The sequence below is a fragment of the Arenibacterium halophilum genome, from assembly GCF_005938225.1.
Classification (GTDB): domain Bacteria; phylum Pseudomonadota; class Alphaproteobacteria; order Rhodobacterales; family Rhodobacteraceae; genus Arenibacterium; species Arenibacterium halophilum.
Genome location: NZ_VCPC01000005.1, coordinates 153,768 through 169,518, shown reverse-complemented (window position 1 = coordinate 169,518; position 15,751 = coordinate 153,768). Strand labels below are relative to the sequence as shown.

Sequence of the window (15,751 nt, the reverse complement as noted above, 5' to 3'; positions counted from 1 at the left end):
TGACGCATCAGCTTTCCCATCGCCGCATCACCTGACACAAGCGTCAACATGTCGTTCTCTTCGCGCGTAAGCATCCTGTCATCTCCTCCGGTTCCGCTCGTGGCGGCCAACTTGGGCTGGACGGCATGTTACTTAGGTCTCTAATATATCTCAATACGAATTGACGGCCGCGCTCGGGTCAGATGGCCGTTGCGGATGGGCGTTGTATTGGTGCGCGACCGGTATCGGCCAGAGAAACATGGAGTTTTGCTTTGTTCTTGGCAGAAGTCCGGGATTGGGCCGAGATGAAAACAAGTAATTTTTCCACATCTATGGAAAAAAGCTGCGGGGCCGCCCCGCAAATGGAGACTTAAGAGATGGAGACGGCAGCGATGCTGGAGGAATCGGAGACCCGGATGCTGGTGGCGCTGCGCGTGCGCGAGCGCGATGCGGCGGCCTGTGCCGAGGCTCTGACTGAAATCGGACAGCGGGTTTCGGAGGCCGAGGGCTTTCTTGGCCTTGATGTGATCCGACGCGACGGCGGACTTGGGGTGGATTTCTTTGTCGTCCTGCGGTTTCGCGATGCGGACTCGCTTGCGAGCTGGACCGCGTCGGATCAGCGGCGGGCCCTGCTGGATCGAATCGAATCTCTCGCGATTGCGGATATTTCACGGCAGCAGGCCGCGGGCTCTTCGATCTGGTTCGCGCCGATCCAAAGCCTGCCCGGAACGCCGCCCGCGCCTCCCTTCTGGAAACGCTGGGCCACCAGCATGCTGGCGGTTTACCCGGCACTGGTGGCACTTGTCTGGGCATTCCGGCCGCTGACGGAACGGGTGCACTGGGTTGCGGGTCTGTTCATCGTAGCAGCGGTTCTGACCGGGCTGACCACCGCGTTTATCGTGCCGTGGCTGACCCGCGTGCTGCGCCCCTGGTTGCTGAGAACCTGAACTTTGTAACGCGAACCCGGGGCAGGAAACCGCCCGCTCAAGGCAAAGCGGCCGCAGGATTGTCGGGCCGCAGGTTCGCTTGACATGATATTGTTAGGTATCTAAGTAATCTTTTGAAAATGGTTCGGGGAGGTCCGATGGACAGCATCAGAATGAAGGTTGCGCACAAGCGGGCGTTGACCGACCAGATTGCCGAATTCACCCTTGTGGCGGTCGATGGCTCTACGCTTCCCGACTTTACGCCAGGTGCCCATGTGACGGTTCAGACGCCTTCGGGCGCGATGCGTCGTTACTCCCTTGTGGGCAATGGATCGTCTCCAGAGTCGTATATGATCGCGGTGAAGCGCGAGGCGGAGTCGCGCGGCGGGTCGTCTTCGATGCATGAGGCGGCCTCTGAGGGGACCGAACTGGATGTAGAGCCGCCCGAGAACGATTTTCCGCTGACCGATGTGGCAGAATACCTGCTGATTGCCGGTGGCATCGGGGTCACTCCCATCTATGCAATGGCGCAGGAACTCGAGCGCCAGAACAAGCGGTTCAATATCATCTATTGCACGCGCAGTGCCAATGAGACGGCGTATCTGGACGAGTTGACGGCAGCCTACGGCGACCGCGTTCTGATCCATCACGACGATGGCGATCCGGAAAAGGTTTACGATTTCTGGGACCACTTTGCCGAACCGCAGCAGACGCATGTGTTCTGTTGCGGACCCAAGCCCCTGATGGAAGAGATCAAGGCGATTTCCGGCCACTGGCCCGAGGGGCGCGTGCACTTCGAGGATTTCAAGCCGATCGACGTTGTGCGGGCCGACGATGTGGCCTTCGAGGTCGAACTGGCGAAATCGGGCGAGACGGTCACTGTCCCCGAGGACCGGTCGATCCTCGAGGCGTTGCGCGATTCCGGCCACAAGACCGTCAGCTCTTGTGAAAGCGGGACCTGCGGCACTTGCAAGACGCGGCTGATCTCGGGCGATGCCGATCACCGGGACATGGTGCTGATGGACGAGGAAAAGGGCGAATACATCATGATCTGCGTGTCGCGGGCCACATCGGGGAAGCTGGTCCTTGACCTCTGATCCCGTCCGCCTTGGCGTTGCCGGACTTGGGCGCGCCTTCATGCTTACGCTGCCGGCATTTCAGGCTGATCCTCGGATCAGGCTGGTCGCTGCCGCCGCGCCGCGAGCCGAAAGCCGGGCCGCATTCGAACGGGACTTCGGCGGAACGGGATATGCTTCGGTCGACGAACTGGCGTCGGACCCGAACGTCGAGGCGATATATGTGGCGACGCCGCATCAGATGCACGCAGACCATGTGATTGCGGCGCTTAAGGGCGGCAAGCATGTGCTGGTCGACAAGCCGCTTTCGGTATCGATGGAAGATGCCGAGCGGATGGTGGCGGCGGCCGAAGAGAGCGGCGGGCATCTGATTGTCGGGCCGAGCCACAGTTTCGATGCGCCGGTGGCGCTTGCGCGGCGGCTGATCGACAGCGGCGAATTTGGCGCGCTGCGCATGGTGCAGGCGTTCAACTATACCGATTTCCTGTATCGCCCGCGTCGTCCCGAAGAGCTTCGCACCGAAGAAGGCGGCGGCGTGCTGTTCAGCCAGGGTATCCATCAGATCGACATGGTGCGCCTGCTTTGCGGTGGCCAAGCCGAGACATTGTTCGCGATGACCGGGAATTGGGATCCGGACCGCCCGACGGAAGGTGCCTATTCGGCCTTGCTGTCGTTCGCGGGCGGAGCCTTTGCCACGCTCACCTATTCCGGCTACGCGCATTTCGACAGCGATATCTGGATGGATGATATCGGCGAGCTTGGCGCGCCAAAACCATCTGGCGGTTACGGTGCCGCGCGCAGCGCCCTGATCGGGCTGGATGCCGAGTCTGAGGCGAAACTCAAAACGACGCGAACCTTCGGTCAGGGCAAGGCGCCGGCCAAGGCAACGCATCACGAACATTTCGGGCCGGTGATTGCGATTTGCGACCGGGCCGACCTGCGTCTGACACCCGGTGGTGTCGAGATTTTTGCCGACACCGAGCGCCGCTTTGTCGAGGCTCCGGTCGGCCCGGTGCCGCGTCAGGAAGTGATCGACGCGCTTTACGGGGCGGTCCGGCAGGGTCGGGCACCGGCGCAAAGCGGGCACTGGGGGCTGGCCAGCCTCGAAGTGTGCCACGCCATTCTGACATCAGCCGAAACCGGAGCTCCGGTCAGGCTCGGCCGGCAATGCGGCCTGAACCAAGAGGAGATCGAGCATGAGTAAACTGACCCTGTCCCTGGCAATGGGCGACTACGACCGGACGCGGGCCATTGTGGATGGGCGGGTGCAGATCGATGGCGTCGATCCGGTGCCAATGCTGCAATCCCCGGAAGAAATGTTCTTTCGCGCGTTCCGCCATCAGGCCTGCGACATATCGGAATTGTCGCTGTCGTCTTACTCGATCTCGGTGGCACGCGGCGATGCGCATTATGTTGCGATCCCTGTGTTCCTGAGCCGCGCCTTCCGCCACACCTCGGTATACATCCGCACCGATCGCGGCATTGACAGCCCGGAAGATCTGAAGGGGCGGCGGATCGGCATTGCCGAATATCAACTGTCGGCCAACGTTTGGGTGCGTGGCATTCTTGAAGAGCATCACGGGGTCAAACCGTCAGACATCACCTGGGTCCGCGGAGGGATGGATACGCCCGGCCGACCCGAGAAGATCAAGGTCGATCTGCCATCGGATGTCGTTGTCGAAGCGGCGCCCGATGGGTCGACGTTGAACCAGATGCTTATGGACGGCGAGATCGACGGGTTCATCGGCCCGCGCTGGCCGCGTTGCTTCGCCGAGGGGCATCCGCACGTCGGACGGCTGTTCACGGACAGCATCGGTGCTGCCGAAGACTATTTCCGCAAGACGCAGATTTTCCCGATCATGCATGTTGTCGGGTTGCGGCGGTCGCTGGCCGATGCCCATCCGTGGCTGCCGGGTGCGTTGATGAAAGGGTTTTCCGAGGCCAAGGCGCTGGCGACAGCCGCGTTGCAGGATACATCGGCAACCAAGGTCACCATGCCTTTTGTCGAGGACACACTGAACCGGGCGCAGGCCCTGATGGGCCCCGATCCGTGGAGCTATGGCGTGGCCGCGAATACGCACACGCTCGACACCTTCCTTGGCTACCATGCGTCCCAGGGCCTGTCCCCGCGTCGCGTGGCGATCGAAGAGCTTTTCCACCCGTCGACCTTTGAAGCCTACAGCCTGTAAGGGGGGCACGATGAAGGAATTCAGCCCGGGAGATCTTGTCGAAGTCGATACCGGAGTGGGTCTGGCCTATGTGCTGGTGACCCATGACCACCCCAGCTATCCAACGGTGGTGCGGGTGTTGTCGGGACGTCACGACAGCCGCCCGACGGACTTGACTGCGCTGGCCAAGGGGCCGGCGCACCAGACGGTCATGATCCCGCTGGCCGGCGCCCTGAAGCGTCTGGGCGTGGCCCATGAGGTCGCGGCGACGATCGACATCTCGGACATCGCGCATCGCTTCCCGACCTTCCGAATGCCGATCCGCGACAAGCAGGGCAATATTGTCTACTGGTGGTTCTGGGATGGGCAGGGACTCAGCTATGAAGTCGATCCGAGCGAAGAGCAGAATGCCCTGCCTCTGCGCGAAGTGACTTCGGCCGAACGCTTGCTTGCGTTGCTGCGCCAGGACACCGAGTAAGGCGCGCCGTCTGCGTCATGGCCATTCCCTTCCTTGGCGAGTTGTTCGCACTGGTGTCGGCATTTTGCTACGGCTTCAGCGCGGTCGCCATCAACCGCAACGCCGAGGCCGGCAACTCCAGCAATGGTGCCTATCTTTCGGTGCTGCTGACTGCGCTTCTGGCGGGTATCTGCTGGCTGGTGATGGGCAGGCCATTGCCGGATCCGGGACTGACGGTGTGGCTTGGAGTGGGCTATTTCGTCCTCGCCGGTGTGCTGGCCAACATTTCCGGTCGTGTTTTAATGTTCCGGGCCGTCGAACTTGTCGGGGCGATCGAAATCGGAATCCTGCGACGGTTGATCCCGGTGTTCGCCGCGCTGCTTGCGATCCTGCTTCTGGGCGAGCGTATCACGCTTCCCGTCGCGGCCGGGATCCTGCTGGTGTTTTCGGGTATCGCAGTCGTGGCCCTTGGCGGGCGCATGTCGGGGGCACGACCACCCGACAGGCCTGATCTGCGCAGGCGCGCGCCCGAAGATCTGCGCCACGGTCGAATTCTGGGAACCGTGTCGTCGGCCAGCTATGGCGGCGCCTATGTCAGCCGCAAGTTCGCCTTGGCCGGGTTGCCCGATCCGCTGCTGGGTACCTTTATCGGTGCCGTGACAGGGTTGCTTTGCGGGGCGGCGATTGCGCCATTTTCACGCCGGGGGCGGGCCGACTACCTGTCGCTGTTCCGGCGCCCGGCCCTTTGGCAGCTGATCGCTGCAGCGGCGGTATCGCTGGGCCAGATATTCCAGTTCTTCGCGTTGAGCCTGACCACGGTCACGGCCGTTGCCATCATCGGATCGGTCGAGATGTTCATCGCCGCCTGGCTTTCTGCGCTGCTACTCAAGTCAGAGCGCAAACCCGGCCCCCAGTTTCTTGTGGCGTCCATCCTTGCCCTGTTGGGAACACTCGTGATCACCTTGGGATAGGCGAGGTTTGACCACGGCGGGACCACCCGCAATTGTCGGTTTCCGACCCGCATTAAAATCGATTACCATGCGCGTGACATCAATTACGGATGAGCGCATGAAGAAGATATCCGACGAATCCCGCGTGCCTGCGGAGCCGGATTTGCAGGAAGAGCGGCTGGCCCGTTTGATCCGGCTGGCCGCGCGTGCCTTTAACCGTTCGCTGACATTGCGGCTTGCGACAGAGGGCGTGACGTTTGGCCAATGGATATTTCTCAGGATCCTGTGGCGCGGGGATGGTCTGTCGCAGCGAGAGCTGAGCAACCGTGCCAATTTGACCGAACCGACGGCCCACACGGCGCTGTCGCGTATGGAAGAATTGGGGTTCATCGTGCGTCGCAACGCCGAAGGCAACCGGCGGCGCCAGCACGCCTATCTGACCGAACGGGGGTGGCAATTGCGCGACAAGCTTGAACCCCTGGCGGTCGAGGCAAACGATCTGGCAGTGGCCGGGCTGAGCGATGACGAGCAGAAGGTCTTGCGCAAGGCGCTGACGTTGATGATCCACAACCTTGAACATGACGAGCGCGCCGCCGCGAAACGCGGCCAGAAGATGCCCGCGACACGATCTCAGAACGCGTTTTAGCGGCCCGCGCGAAGGGGGCGGTAAAGGCCCGATCTTGATGCGTCCTGTCAAGTGGGGCGTGCAGTGATTCCATGAACCGGGCGCATCCGGCGCCACGACCCGGCGAAGCGAACGCTTCGCCGGTTTTTTGCGCTTAAAGCGATCAAAATCCGGCTTGCCGTCGTGGCCCGAAGGCGGAGTGCCCGAAAAATGAGCAGGGATTTTCGCGAGCCGAGAGAGCAATCGGGGCGGCCCGAAATCGCCGTGAAATCAACTTCTTCCCTGAGATTTTTGATTTGGAAATTGTGGCGCAGGCAGCCGTAATATGATAGATCTCTAACTTTCTATGTTGCGCAACATATTGAAAATACATAACGTCGATGTATGCCAAGTGCACTTTTCGGCCAAAATGCCGAGGGCGAGTGCCGTCTAATCGGGTGCCCGAGGGCCGGAAAAACAAGGAGTTCCAGTGAATGCAGGCGTGTGATCTTAGTGCAGCGGAAGCGCGGCGGATGATCGGAACCAAGGATCTGTCACCTGTGGAGCTGCTCGACTCCTGCCTGTCGCGGATCGACGCGGTGAACGCACCGGTCAACGGGGTGGTTGCCATCGCCCGCGAGGCTGCCTTTGAGCGCGCCCGTGCGGATGAGGCGGCTGTCATCGCCGGCGAAGATCTGACGCCGCTGCACGGTTTGCCGATCGGGATCAAGGACCTGATCGACACGGCGGGGCTGACCACGACCTACGGCTCGGAAATGTTCCGCAATCAGGTGCCAGACGAGGACGAGGCGCTTGTTGCCAACCTTCGCGCAAAGGGCGCCAATGTGTTCGCCAAGACCAACACGCCGGAACATGGGGCAGGGGGCAATACCTTCAACCCGGTTTATGGTGTCAGCGGGAACCCCTTTTCCCCGGCATTGACTTGCGGCGGATCCTCTGGCGGGTCAGCGATTGCGCTGGCCACGGGGATGATGCCGCTGGCCCACGGGTCCGACAATGCCGGCAGCCTCCGTATTCCTGCGTCGTTCTGTGGCGTGGTGGGTATGCGTCCTACCGCCGGTATCGTCGCCTCCGACCGGCGCATGATCGGGCTGTCGCATCTGCCGGTGCAGGGGCCCATGGCGCGGACCTCGGAGGATGCGCTGTTGCTGCTTCGGGCGATGGCGACATCCGATCCGATGGACCCCCTTGCCACGCCGATGGACTGGTCGCTTGACCGGCCCGTCGACCTGGCAGGGTTGCGCATCGCAACTTCGGAAGATCTGGGGTTCGCTCCGATCGAAGACAGCCTTCGTCAGGTGTTCCGCGATCGGCTGTCGTGCTTCACGCAAGTCTTTCGCGATGTCGCCTCGGACACACCCGACCTTGGGAATGTCCAGTGGACCTATGAGGTGCTGCGCGCGGCCAACTATCTTGGGATGTTTTCCAAACGCGAGCGCGAGCAGCCCGGCAAGTGGGGCCGCCTTGTTGCGCAGAACCTGGAGCACGCGGCGCGGTTTACGGTGGGCGATGTCGGGCAGGCGATGGCCGATCAGACCGAAATCTATCGCCGCGCGCAGAGGTTCTTTCAAACCTACGACATCCTGATCACGCCAACCGTGGGCGTATCGCCATGGCCCAAACACGAGGTCTATCCGGCCAAGGTGAATGGCAAGCCGATGGCAAACTACTTCGAATATGTCGGTTTGACCTATGGGATCACGCTTTTGAACCATCCGGCAATTTCGATCCCCTGTGGTGTCGATCACGCGGGGATGCCGTTCGGCATTCAACTGGTCGGGCGCCGCAACGAAGACCTGAAACTGATGCATGTCGCATGTGCGCTGGAGGAGGTCCTGGCGCGCAATCCGCTGACGGCTCGCCCCGTTCCCGACATCGCCGCGCTTGGCGCGGTGACCGTCCGCGACGAGATGGAGCCCGTTGCGTGATACCGAGCCCGGCAGAGCATAGGCCCTGTGCCGCCGACCGTTTGACGGTTGGCGCGTGGGTTGCCATGCAGCAGCCGGACACGGACGGAAAATGGAGGAGACGTAACGTGGAAATGCGAGTGAGGGCAGATAACGAAACATTTCGCGAGAAGGCGACCAACGTCATCCGCGAGGCGATCATGTCGGTGCATTACAAACCGGGAGAGGCATTGATCGAACGGCACCTCTGCGATGAGACCGGTGTCAGCCGAACGCTCGTCCGCGAAGCTCTGCGGCTGCTCGAGGCCGAAGGTTTGGTCCGGCGCGAAGGAACGCGCGGGTTGGTGGTGTCGGAACTGTCGGTCGATGAGGTCAGAGATATGTTCGACCTGCGGCTCATTCTGGAAATCGAGCTGTTGCGCCGGTTCGTGGCGCAGGTTCCAGAGACGGACCTGGACCGGATGGCGCCTCTGCTGGATGGCGCGTTGGCCGCTGCCGGGCGCCGCGAGGACGATTACACGCGGCTGCTGAGCCGGTTCGTGCATCAAATCTGGGAAGGCGGCGGAAATGCCGTGGCGGTTCAGGTGCTCGAGTCGCTGCAAAGCCGGATCAGCTACATCCGGGTGATGCTCTATCGCACAACCACATACGACGAGCATCAGATCACCATCGGGTTGATGCGCGATGTGCTGACGGCCGCGCGCGCGCGGCAGGCAGATGAGGCGGCCGAAGTCTATCGCCGCTACCTGATGCGGGCGCGCGACCGCGCGATCGGCATCATCGAAGACCGCAAGGCCAGCCGTCCGGACGCCCGGACGCGCAAGGTTGAAACAAAGGACAAGTGAGGCAAGATGCAGGACAACGGGCGCAATACAGCGATTTCACGGGCCAAAGGGTATCTGGAATCTGGCGTGTTTCTAGAAACGCTCGGGCGGCTCGTGGCGGTGCAGAGCGAAAGCCACCCGCCGCTTCGGAAGCCCGAACTTGAGCGTTACTGTCACGAGGTGATGGGCCCCTACCTGGCCGATATGGGCTTCCAGATCGACATCTTCGACAATCCCCTGCCCGAGCATGGTCCTTTTCTCGTGGCGCGGCGCCACGAAGACCCGGAATTGCCGACAGCGCTGATCTATGGCCACGGCGACGTGGTGCGTGCGATGCCCGAACGGTGGCGCGCCGATCTGGACCCCTGGACGCTGAAGATTGAAGGCAACCGAGTCTATGGCCGGGGCACCGTGGACAACAAGGGCCAGCATCTGATCGCCATCGACAGCCTTCGAGCCGTTCTGGAAGAACGCGGCGCTCTGGGGTTCAACGCGACCGTGCTGATCGAGATGGGCGAAGAGGCCGGTTCGCCGGGTCTTCAGCAATTTCTGAAAGACAAGCGGGACTTGCTTGCGTCGGACGTTTTCATCGCGCTGGACGGTCCGCGCCAGAGCATGGATGTCGCCGATATCACCTTGGGCACCCGCGGCGGTCTTTCGGTCGATCTGGTGTGTGATCTGCGCGAGGGGAGCCACCATTCGGGCCACTGGGGCGGATTGCTCAAGGATCCGGCAGTGGTTCTGTCGCACGCCATTTCAACGATCATTTCCCGCGAAGGCCGGATCATGGTCGATGGCTGGCGGCCCAAGAACGTTCCCGAGGCGGTGCGCGCGGCAAGCCGTGATGTGAAGGTCAAGGACCAGCCCGGCGCGCCCTCGCCCGATGAGGGGTGGGGTGAGCCGGAGATGTCGCGGACCGAACGCATCTATGCCTGGAACAGTGCCATCGTTCTTTCGATGATCAGCGGCCAGCCAGAGAACCCGGTGCCTGCCGTTGCGGGGTTCGCCCGCGCCCGGATCCAGTTGCGCCACACCGTCGATACAGATGCAGACGACGTGGCCCCAGCGCTGCGACGGCATCTGGAAGAACAGGGGTTCCCCGAGGTCGTGGTTGAGCTTGTGTCCGAGCGGGACATGTTTCCGCCGTCGCGGACCGACCCGGAACATCCGTGGGTGCAGATGGTTGCCCGGTCCATGCGTCAGACTGTTGGCGACGGGCCCAACATCATTCCGACGATCGGCGCCTCGGGACCATCCGAGTATTTCAAGGAAACGCTGGGCATCCCGATCATGTGGCTGCCGCAAAGCTATGGCGGCTGCGGGCAGCACGGCCCCAACGAACATGGGCTTATCGGTCTTTACGAAGATGGCCTGGCGCTGATGGCGGGTGTGTTCTGGGACATCGGCGCGCTGTCGTCCGATGAACGGGCCCCGCTTGTAAATCACTGAGAAAAGACAGGAGGCCCGACGGATCGCAACTTCGACACGCCAGAAAACGACACCCAGAAAAAGACGGCCTCTGCCCGTGATGCGGGGACGCCGTAACAACATCTCCAGGGAGAACGACCAGATGACAAAGACTAGACAGGGCCTTATCGGTGGCGCCTTCGGTGCGCTTGCGGTGCTGGGCCTGACCCAACCGCTTGCTGCGCAGGACGACAAGCTGCTCATGGTGACAAGCACTTTCCCCATGACGTCGCCCACGCCCTATGCCGAAAGCAACGCGCAGATGTATTCCGTATGGTGCCAGACCTACGGTTGCCTGGGGCGCTACAACTATGCTGCCAAGGAATACCAGGGCATTCTGGTGGAGAACTGGGAAGTCGTGGACCCAACCACCTGGCGCTTCAAGCTGCGCGAGGACCTTGTGCGCCATGACGGCGGCCCCGGTCCGACAACGGCGGACGTTCTGCACTCCTATGACCGGGTGCTGAACGACCCGGCCAGCATCCAGAAGAACATCTTCAGCGAAGTTGAAACCATCCGCGCTGTCGACGATTACACCTTCGAGATCGTGACGAAGAAACCGCTGGCATCGCTGCTGTCGTATATCTTCGACCGGTTCATCATCACCAGCGCCGAGCTGGCCGAGGCGAATGAAAACCCGGATGAAGATGCCGCATTTGGCTGGGGGCCGTACAAACTGGCCTCGTATATGCTGGATCAGGAAATCGCTCTGGAAAAGAACGATGATTTCCCCGGAATCTCGGCCGACGCGCCGGATACCGCCGTGTTTCGCCAGATCCGCGAAGCCGAGCAGCGTGTGACCGCGCTGATGAACGGGGAAGTGCAGATTGCACGTCTGATCCCGCCGCAGCTGGTGTCGCGCCTTGAAGGCAACGATGCGATCAGCCTGGCGCAGAGCCCGTCGATTGAACCGATGTTCCTGGCCTTCAACCCCAAGTTCGAACCGTGGACGGACAAGCGGGTTCGTCAGGCGGCCGCGCATTCGATCAACAAGGATCTGATCATCGACCGGTTCCTGATGGGTCTGGCCGACAAGATGGATGGCCCTCTGGGCGAGCAGCAGATCTGCTATACCGGGCCGCTTGATTTCGTGATCGATTACAACCCCGAGAAGGCGCGCGCTCTGCTGGCCGAAGCGGGCTATGAAAATGGCGGACCGAAGGTTGAATTCATGACCGCGTCGGGCCGGTACATCTCGGACCGTCAGGTGTCGGAAATCGTGACACAGATGATGACCGAGGTTGGCTTCGAGGTCGATCTTCAGGTGCCCGAATACGCCAATCTCACGGCAGCGATGCGCGCGGGCGAACTGCCCATGTACTACCTGGGCCGTGGTCTGTTCCTCGATCCCTCGGAACCTCTGTCGCAGTATCTGGAAACCGACGTGACCCAGCGGATTGGCTATTCCAGCCCCGAGCTTGACGCTCTGCTTCAGCAGGAACGCCAGACACTCGACTTCGACGAACGCTGCAAGATCGTGCGCCAGGCCGCCGAGCTGATCGCGGAAGAGGTGCCCATGTTCTTCATGTGGTCGCACCGTCTTGTGCACGGCGTGAGCAAGGGCATCGAATGGGATGCCAGCGCGGACGGTGAAATCTGGCTGTCCGACGTGAAAATGTAGGGCCCCGGGCTCTTCACTTTCGCCGCAGCGGCGCTTGTCGCTGCGGCACCGGTTCGTAATCACTAGGCGGAGCATACGCTTGTTACATCTGATTACCACGCGGCTACTGGGCGCAATCCCGGTGCTTCTTCTGGTGACCATGGCGATCTTTGGTCTCTTGCGGCTTGCGCCGGGCGATGCGGCAGAGCTGCTGCTGCCTGACGACGCGACCGAAGAGCAAATCGCCGAAACGCGCGAGGCATGGGGGCTCGACCGGCCGATCTGGGCGCAATACGGCCAGTTCATCGGCAATCTGGCACGGTTCGATCTGGGTGAATCCTATCGCTATCGCGCCCCCGTCTTCGAACTGATCGGAGAGAGGCTCCCGGCGACGCTCGAGCTGTCGTTCTATGCGCTTGTGATGGCCATCGTGATCGCCGTTCCACTTGGGATGATCGCCGCGCTGAACAAGGGAAAGATCATCGACGCGATCGTATCTGTGATCTCGATCTCGGGGGTCAGCGCACCGTCTTTCTGGGTCGGGATCCTGCTTGTGCTGTTCTTCTCGGGGTATCTGAACCTGTTTCCGTCAAGTGGTCGCCTGCCATATGGCGTTTCCGTCCCATCTGTCACCGGGTTTGTCACGTTCGACGCGCTGATTGCCGGGTCTTTCGACACGTTCCTGCAGGCGTTGAAGTATCTGGCACTCCCGGCGCTGACCCTGACCCTGGCGATGATAGGGATCATCTCGCGTATTACACGCGCCGCAGTCATAGATGCAGGCCAGGAAGAGCATGTGTTCACTGCGGTTGCAAAAGGCATGAAGCGGGGCACCATCGTCCGGCGTCACCTGATGCCCAATGCCGCGATCCCGATTGTCACGATCATCGGGCTTGAACTCGGTGCGCTTATCAGTGGCTCGATCATCGTCGAGGTGGTGTTCTCGTGGCCGGGGATCGGCACCCTTCTGTTTCAGGCGATCAGCGTTCGCGACATGCCGCTGACCACTGGCGCCGTTGCCTCGTACACGATCCTGTTCATCGCGCTGAACCTGCTGATCGATATCTTTTACGTCCTGATCGATCCGCGGTTGCGCGGGCATAAGGCCTGACCATGAAGTTCGACTTCCTCAATCTCAAATTCATCATCGGTGCCTTCCTGCTGGGCTTCGTGCTGTTCCTCGCGCTGTTCGGAAACCTCATTACCCCGTTCACGGCCAACAAGCAGAGCCTGATGGATTCGCTGCTTCCGCCGTTAAGCGGTGGGCACATCCTGGGAACCGATCACCTGGGCCGCGATATCCTGGCCCGGATGATTTCCGGGGCGCGGGTCTCTCTGGCCATCGCGGCGTCGGTGGTGGTGATCTCGGGCGTGGTCGGGGTAATCGTCGGCGCGCTGTCTGGGTACCTTCGCGGTACCTGGGATCTTGTGACCCAGAAAATCGTCGAGTCGTTCTGGGCCTTTCCGCCGATCCTGCTGGCCATCGCAATTTTGGCTTTCTTTGGTCAGAGCCTGACAAACGTGATCCTTGCCCTGACAATCCAGCGCTGGATCCCGTATTCGCGCATGTCCCGGGCGCAGGCGATGGTTCTGCGGTCCCTGGCTTATGTCGAATCCTCGCGCGTCATGGGCGGTGGTCTGGCATGGGTGATGCGGCGGCATATCCTGCCGAACCTGATGGCTTCGGCAATCATCGTGGGAACGTTTTCGATGGCGACCGCCATCCTTGCCGAGGCATCGCTAAGCTTTCTGGGGTTGGGCGTTCCGCCGCAGATCGCGACGTGGGGCGGCATGCTGGCAGAGGGCCGGTCTTATATCACGCGCGCGTGGTGGCTGGCCGTGATGCCCGGAGTGGGCATCTTCATAACCGTTCTGTCCCTGAACCTGCTGGGTGACTGGCTTCGCGACCAATATGACCCGAAAAAGACGCTGAACCTGATATGACACTTTCCTCTGATACCCGGCCCGCCGATGGCACTATTGCGGGGCAGAACGCTGCGCCTGTGCTGTCTGCCCGCAATCTGTCGCTTTACATTCGCGAGGGGCGAAACCGCATTAGGATCGTCTCGGATGTAAGTTTCGAGATAGCCGCAGGCGAGTTCTTTGCTCTTGTTGGCGAAAGCGGCTCGGGCAAGACGATGATCGCGCGGTCGATCATGCGGCTGTTGCCTGCCTCGATGCTGGAAATCGAAGGCGATCTCGAGTTCTGCGGTAAATCGCTGACGTCCCTTCCCGAAAACCGGATGCGCGCTTTGCGCGGCGGTGCGATCTCGATGATCTTCCAGGAGCCGATGACCTCGCTTGATCCCCTGATGCCGGTGGGTCGCCAGATCGAGGAGACGCTTGAGCTTCACAGTGATCTGAACCGCCGTCAGAGAGCCGAGCGGATCGAAACGCTTTTGACGGATGTGCGGTTTGCCGAGCCTGCCAAAGTGGCCGCGATGTTCCCGCACGAGCTGTCAGGGGGGATGCGTCAGCGCGCCATGATCGCGATGGCCCTTGCCAATAATCCCCAGCTTCTGATCGCTGATGAACCGACAACGGCACTTGATGTGACGATCCAGCGCGAGGTGATGGAGATCATCCAGCGACTGCGCCGCAAATACGGTCTTTCGGTTCTGTTTATTTCCCACGATCTGTCGCTGGTGCACCAATATGCCGAGCGAGTCGGTGTGCTTTATGGCGGCGTTCTGATGGAGGCAGGGCCGGAACGCGATGTGATCGGGCGATCCGCGCATCCGTATACGCAGGCGCTGCTGAACTGCGCACCCGGCCGACGAGTTGCAGGAGAGCGGCGCCGGGGTATCGGCGGCACAGTCCCATCGCCGCGCGACTGGGCGCCGGGGTGCCGGTTCCGTGATCGCTGCGAGCGTGCAGATGCCGCCTGTGCCAACTCCGAAATCCCCGTGAAAGATCTCAGCCCCGAGTGGCGTGCCAAATGCCTGAGGCCAACCGAATGATCCAGACCAGCCAAACAGCCACGATGTCCGCGCGTGACGTCTGTAAAACATTCCATCGGTCCAATGGCTGGTTCGCAAAGCCGTCTGAGACACGGGCGCTGCAAGGCGTCAGCTTTGATGTCGAACCGAAAGAGATTTTCGGCATCGTCGGAGAAAGCGGTTGCGGCAAGTCCACCCTTGCCCGCGTTCTTGTGGGGCTTGAGAACCAGGATTCTGGCAGCCTGTCGCTGGGGGGGCGCAAATTGTTCGGCCCCGGAATGGCGGATGTGCCGCCGGTCAAGCGGGGCATTCAGATGGTGTTCCAGGATCCCTATGCCTCGCTCAATCCGCGGATGCAGGTGGGCGAAGCGATTGCCGAAGGGTTGGCCATCTCGGGCATGGCCCGGTCGGAACGCGAAGATCGGGTGGCCGAAACGCTATCGCTGGTCGGCCTGTCGCCGGATGCCGCGCAGAAACATCCGTTTCAATTCTCGGGCGGTCAGCGCCAGCGTATCTGCATCGCCCGTGCGCTGGTGATGGAGCCCGAGTTTCTTGTTGCAGACGAGGCGGTTTCGGCGCTCGATATCTCGGTGCAGATGCAGATCCTGAACATGCTTCTGGATCTGCGCGACCGGATCGGTCTGTCGATCATCTTCATCACGCACGACATCTCTGTTGTCGAATATCTCTGTGACACGGTGATGGTGATGTATGGCGGCAAAGCGGTCGAACGCGGCAAGACGGCAGACGTGCTGGACAACCCGCAAGACAGCTATACCCAGACGCTGATCTCTTCGGTTCCGCGTTTGTAATTGTTGCGGGCCCGCCTGAAC

Annotated in this window: 15 protein-coding genes; all 15 read left to right on the top strand. The window is 61.4% G+C overall.

Translation table 11 applies throughout. The features are described from left to right. Window positions 1–356 precede the first annotated feature (356 nt). Entirely contained in the window at window positions 357–926 is a 570-nt protein-coding gene (locus FGK64_RS20050; RefSeq protein WP_138865648.1) for an antibiotic biosynthesis monooxygenase, read from the top strand. A 137-nt stretch (window positions 927–1,063) separates the two neighbouring features. Then, window positions 1,064–2,002 carry a PDR/VanB family oxidoreductase gene (locus tag FGK64_RS20045; RefSeq protein WP_138865647.1) on the top strand — a complete coding sequence of 313 codons (939 nt, stop codon included), beginning with the start codon at window positions 1,064–1,066 and terminating at the stop codon, window positions 2,000–2,002. Then, window positions 1,992–3,185, top strand: coding sequence for a Gfo/Idh/MocA family protein (locus FGK64_RS20040; RefSeq protein ID WP_138865646.1), 1,194 nt, complete (start codon window positions 1,992–1,994; stop codon window positions 3,183–3,185). Before FGK64_RS20045 ends, FGK64_RS20040 begins: the two co-directional genes overlap by 11 nt. Next, on the top strand, window positions 3,178–4,170 hold the full coding sequence (locus FGK64_RS20035; RefSeq protein WP_171054165.1) for an ABC transporter substrate-binding protein: 993 nt from the start codon (window positions 3,178–3,180) through the stop codon (window positions 4,168–4,170). The genes FGK64_RS20040 and FGK64_RS20035 overlap by 8 nt, the downstream gene beginning before the upstream one ends. 10 nt (window positions 4,171–4,180) lie before the next feature. Next, a complete protein-coding gene (locus FGK64_RS20030) occupies window positions 4,181–4,627 on the top strand; it encodes a hypothetical protein (RefSeq protein WP_138865645.1) in 447 nt (148 codons plus the stop codon). 17 nt (window positions 4,628–4,644) lie between these two features. Then, window positions 4,645–5,577, top strand: a complete 933-nt coding sequence (locus FGK64_RS20025; protein WP_138865644.1) for a DMT family transporter — start codon at window positions 4,645–4,647, stop codon at window positions 5,575–5,577. Window positions 5,578–5,674: 97 nt separating this feature from the next. Then, a complete protein-coding gene (locus tag FGK64_RS20020; protein WP_246057839.1) occupies window positions 5,675–6,202 on the top strand; it encodes a MarR family winged helix-turn-helix transcriptional regulator in 528 nt (175 codons plus the stop codon). Window positions 6,203–6,693: 491 nt separating this feature from the next. Continuing rightward, a complete protein-coding gene (locus FGK64_RS20015) occupies window positions 6,694–8,109 on the top strand; it encodes an amidase (RefSeq protein WP_210236592.1) in 1,416 nt (471 codons plus the stop codon). Window positions 8,110–8,222: 113 nt separating this feature from the next. Next, window positions 8,223–8,933: a GntR family transcriptional regulator gene (locus tag FGK64_RS20010; RefSeq protein WP_246057840.1), complete on the top strand. Its 711-nt coding sequence runs from the start codon at window positions 8,223–8,225 to the stop codon at window positions 8,931–8,933. A gap of 6 nt (window positions 8,934–8,939) precedes the next feature. After that, window positions 8,940–10,361, top strand: a complete 1,422-nt coding sequence (locus FGK64_RS20005; protein WP_138865641.1) for a M20/M25/M40 family metallo-hydrolase — start codon at window positions 8,940–8,942, stop codon at window positions 10,359–10,361. Between the two features lie 121 nt (window positions 10,362–10,482). Continuing rightward, complete coding sequence (locus FGK64_RS20000) at window positions 10,483–12,000, top strand: ABC transporter substrate-binding protein (protein ID WP_171054163.1); 1,518 nt, start codon at window positions 10,483–10,485, stop codon at window positions 11,998–12,000. A 79-nt stretch (window positions 12,001–12,079) separates the two neighbouring features. Beyond that, complete coding sequence (locus tag FGK64_RS19995; RefSeq protein ID WP_246057838.1) at window positions 12,080–13,090, top strand: ABC transporter permease; 1,011 nt, start codon at window positions 12,080–12,082, stop codon at window positions 13,088–13,090. Between the two features lie 2 nt (window positions 13,091–13,092). Beyond that, entirely contained in the window at window positions 13,093–13,923 is an 831-nt protein-coding gene (locus tag FGK64_RS19990; RefSeq protein ID WP_138865639.1) for an ABC transporter permease, read from the top strand. Continuing rightward, entirely contained in the window at window positions 13,920–14,939 is a 1,020-nt protein-coding gene (locus FGK64_RS19985; RefSeq protein WP_138865638.1) for an ABC transporter ATP-binding protein, read from the top strand. The genes FGK64_RS19990 and FGK64_RS19985 overlap by 4 nt, the downstream gene beginning before the upstream one ends. Then, a complete protein-coding gene (locus FGK64_RS19980; protein WP_171054162.1) occupies window positions 14,936–15,730 on the top strand; it encodes an ATP-binding cassette domain-containing protein in 795 nt (264 codons plus the stop codon). Before FGK64_RS19985 ends, FGK64_RS19980 begins: the two co-directional genes overlap by 4 nt. The last annotated feature ends 21 nt before the right edge of the window (window positions 15,731–15,751 follow it).

Coding starts and splice junctions, on each gene's coding strand:
- FGK64_RS20050 (WP_138865648.1), top strand. CDS start 357: ATGGAGACGGCAGCGATGCTGGAGGAATCGGAGACCCGGATGCTGGTG.
- FGK64_RS20045 (WP_138865647.1), top strand. CDS start 1,064: ATGGACAGCATCAGAATGAAGGTTGCGCACAAGCGGGCGTTGACCGAC.
- FGK64_RS20035 (WP_171054165.1), top strand. CDS start 3,178: ATGAGTAAACTGACCCTGTCCCTGGCAATGGGCGACTACGACCGGACG.
- FGK64_RS20030 (WP_138865645.1), top strand. CDS start 4,181: ATGAAGGAATTCAGCCCGGGAGATCTTGTCGAAGTCGATACCGGAGTG.
- FGK64_RS20025 (WP_138865644.1), top strand. CDS start 4,645: ATGGCCATTCCCTTCCTTGGCGAGTTGTTCGCACTGGTGTCGGCATTT.
- FGK64_RS20020 (WP_246057839.1), top strand. CDS start 5,675: ATGAAGAAGATATCCGACGAATCCCGCGTGCCTGCGGAGCCGGATTTG.
- FGK64_RS20015 (WP_210236592.1), top strand. CDS start 6,694: ATGATCGGAACCAAGGATCTGTCACCTGTGGAGCTGCTCGACTCCTGC.
- FGK64_RS20010 (WP_246057840.1), top strand. CDS start 8,223: ATGCGAGTGAGGGCAGATAACGAAACATTTCGCGAGAAGGCGACCAAC.
- FGK64_RS20005 (WP_138865641.1), top strand. CDS start 8,940: ATGCAGGACAACGGGCGCAATACAGCGATTTCACGGGCCAAAGGGTAT.
- FGK64_RS20000 (WP_171054163.1), top strand. CDS start 10,483: ATGACAAAGACTAGACAGGGCCTTATCGGTGGCGCCTTCGGTGCGCTT.
- FGK64_RS19990 (WP_138865639.1), top strand. CDS start 13,093: ATGAAGTTCGACTTCCTCAATCTCAAATTCATCATCGGTGCCTTCCTG.
- FGK64_RS19985 (WP_138865638.1), top strand. CDS start 13,920: ATGACACTTTCCTCTGATACCCGGCCCGCCGATGGCACTATTGCGGGG.
- FGK64_RS19980 (WP_171054162.1), top strand. CDS start 14,936: ATGATCCAGACCAGCCAAACAGCCACGATGTCCGCGCGTGACGTCTGT.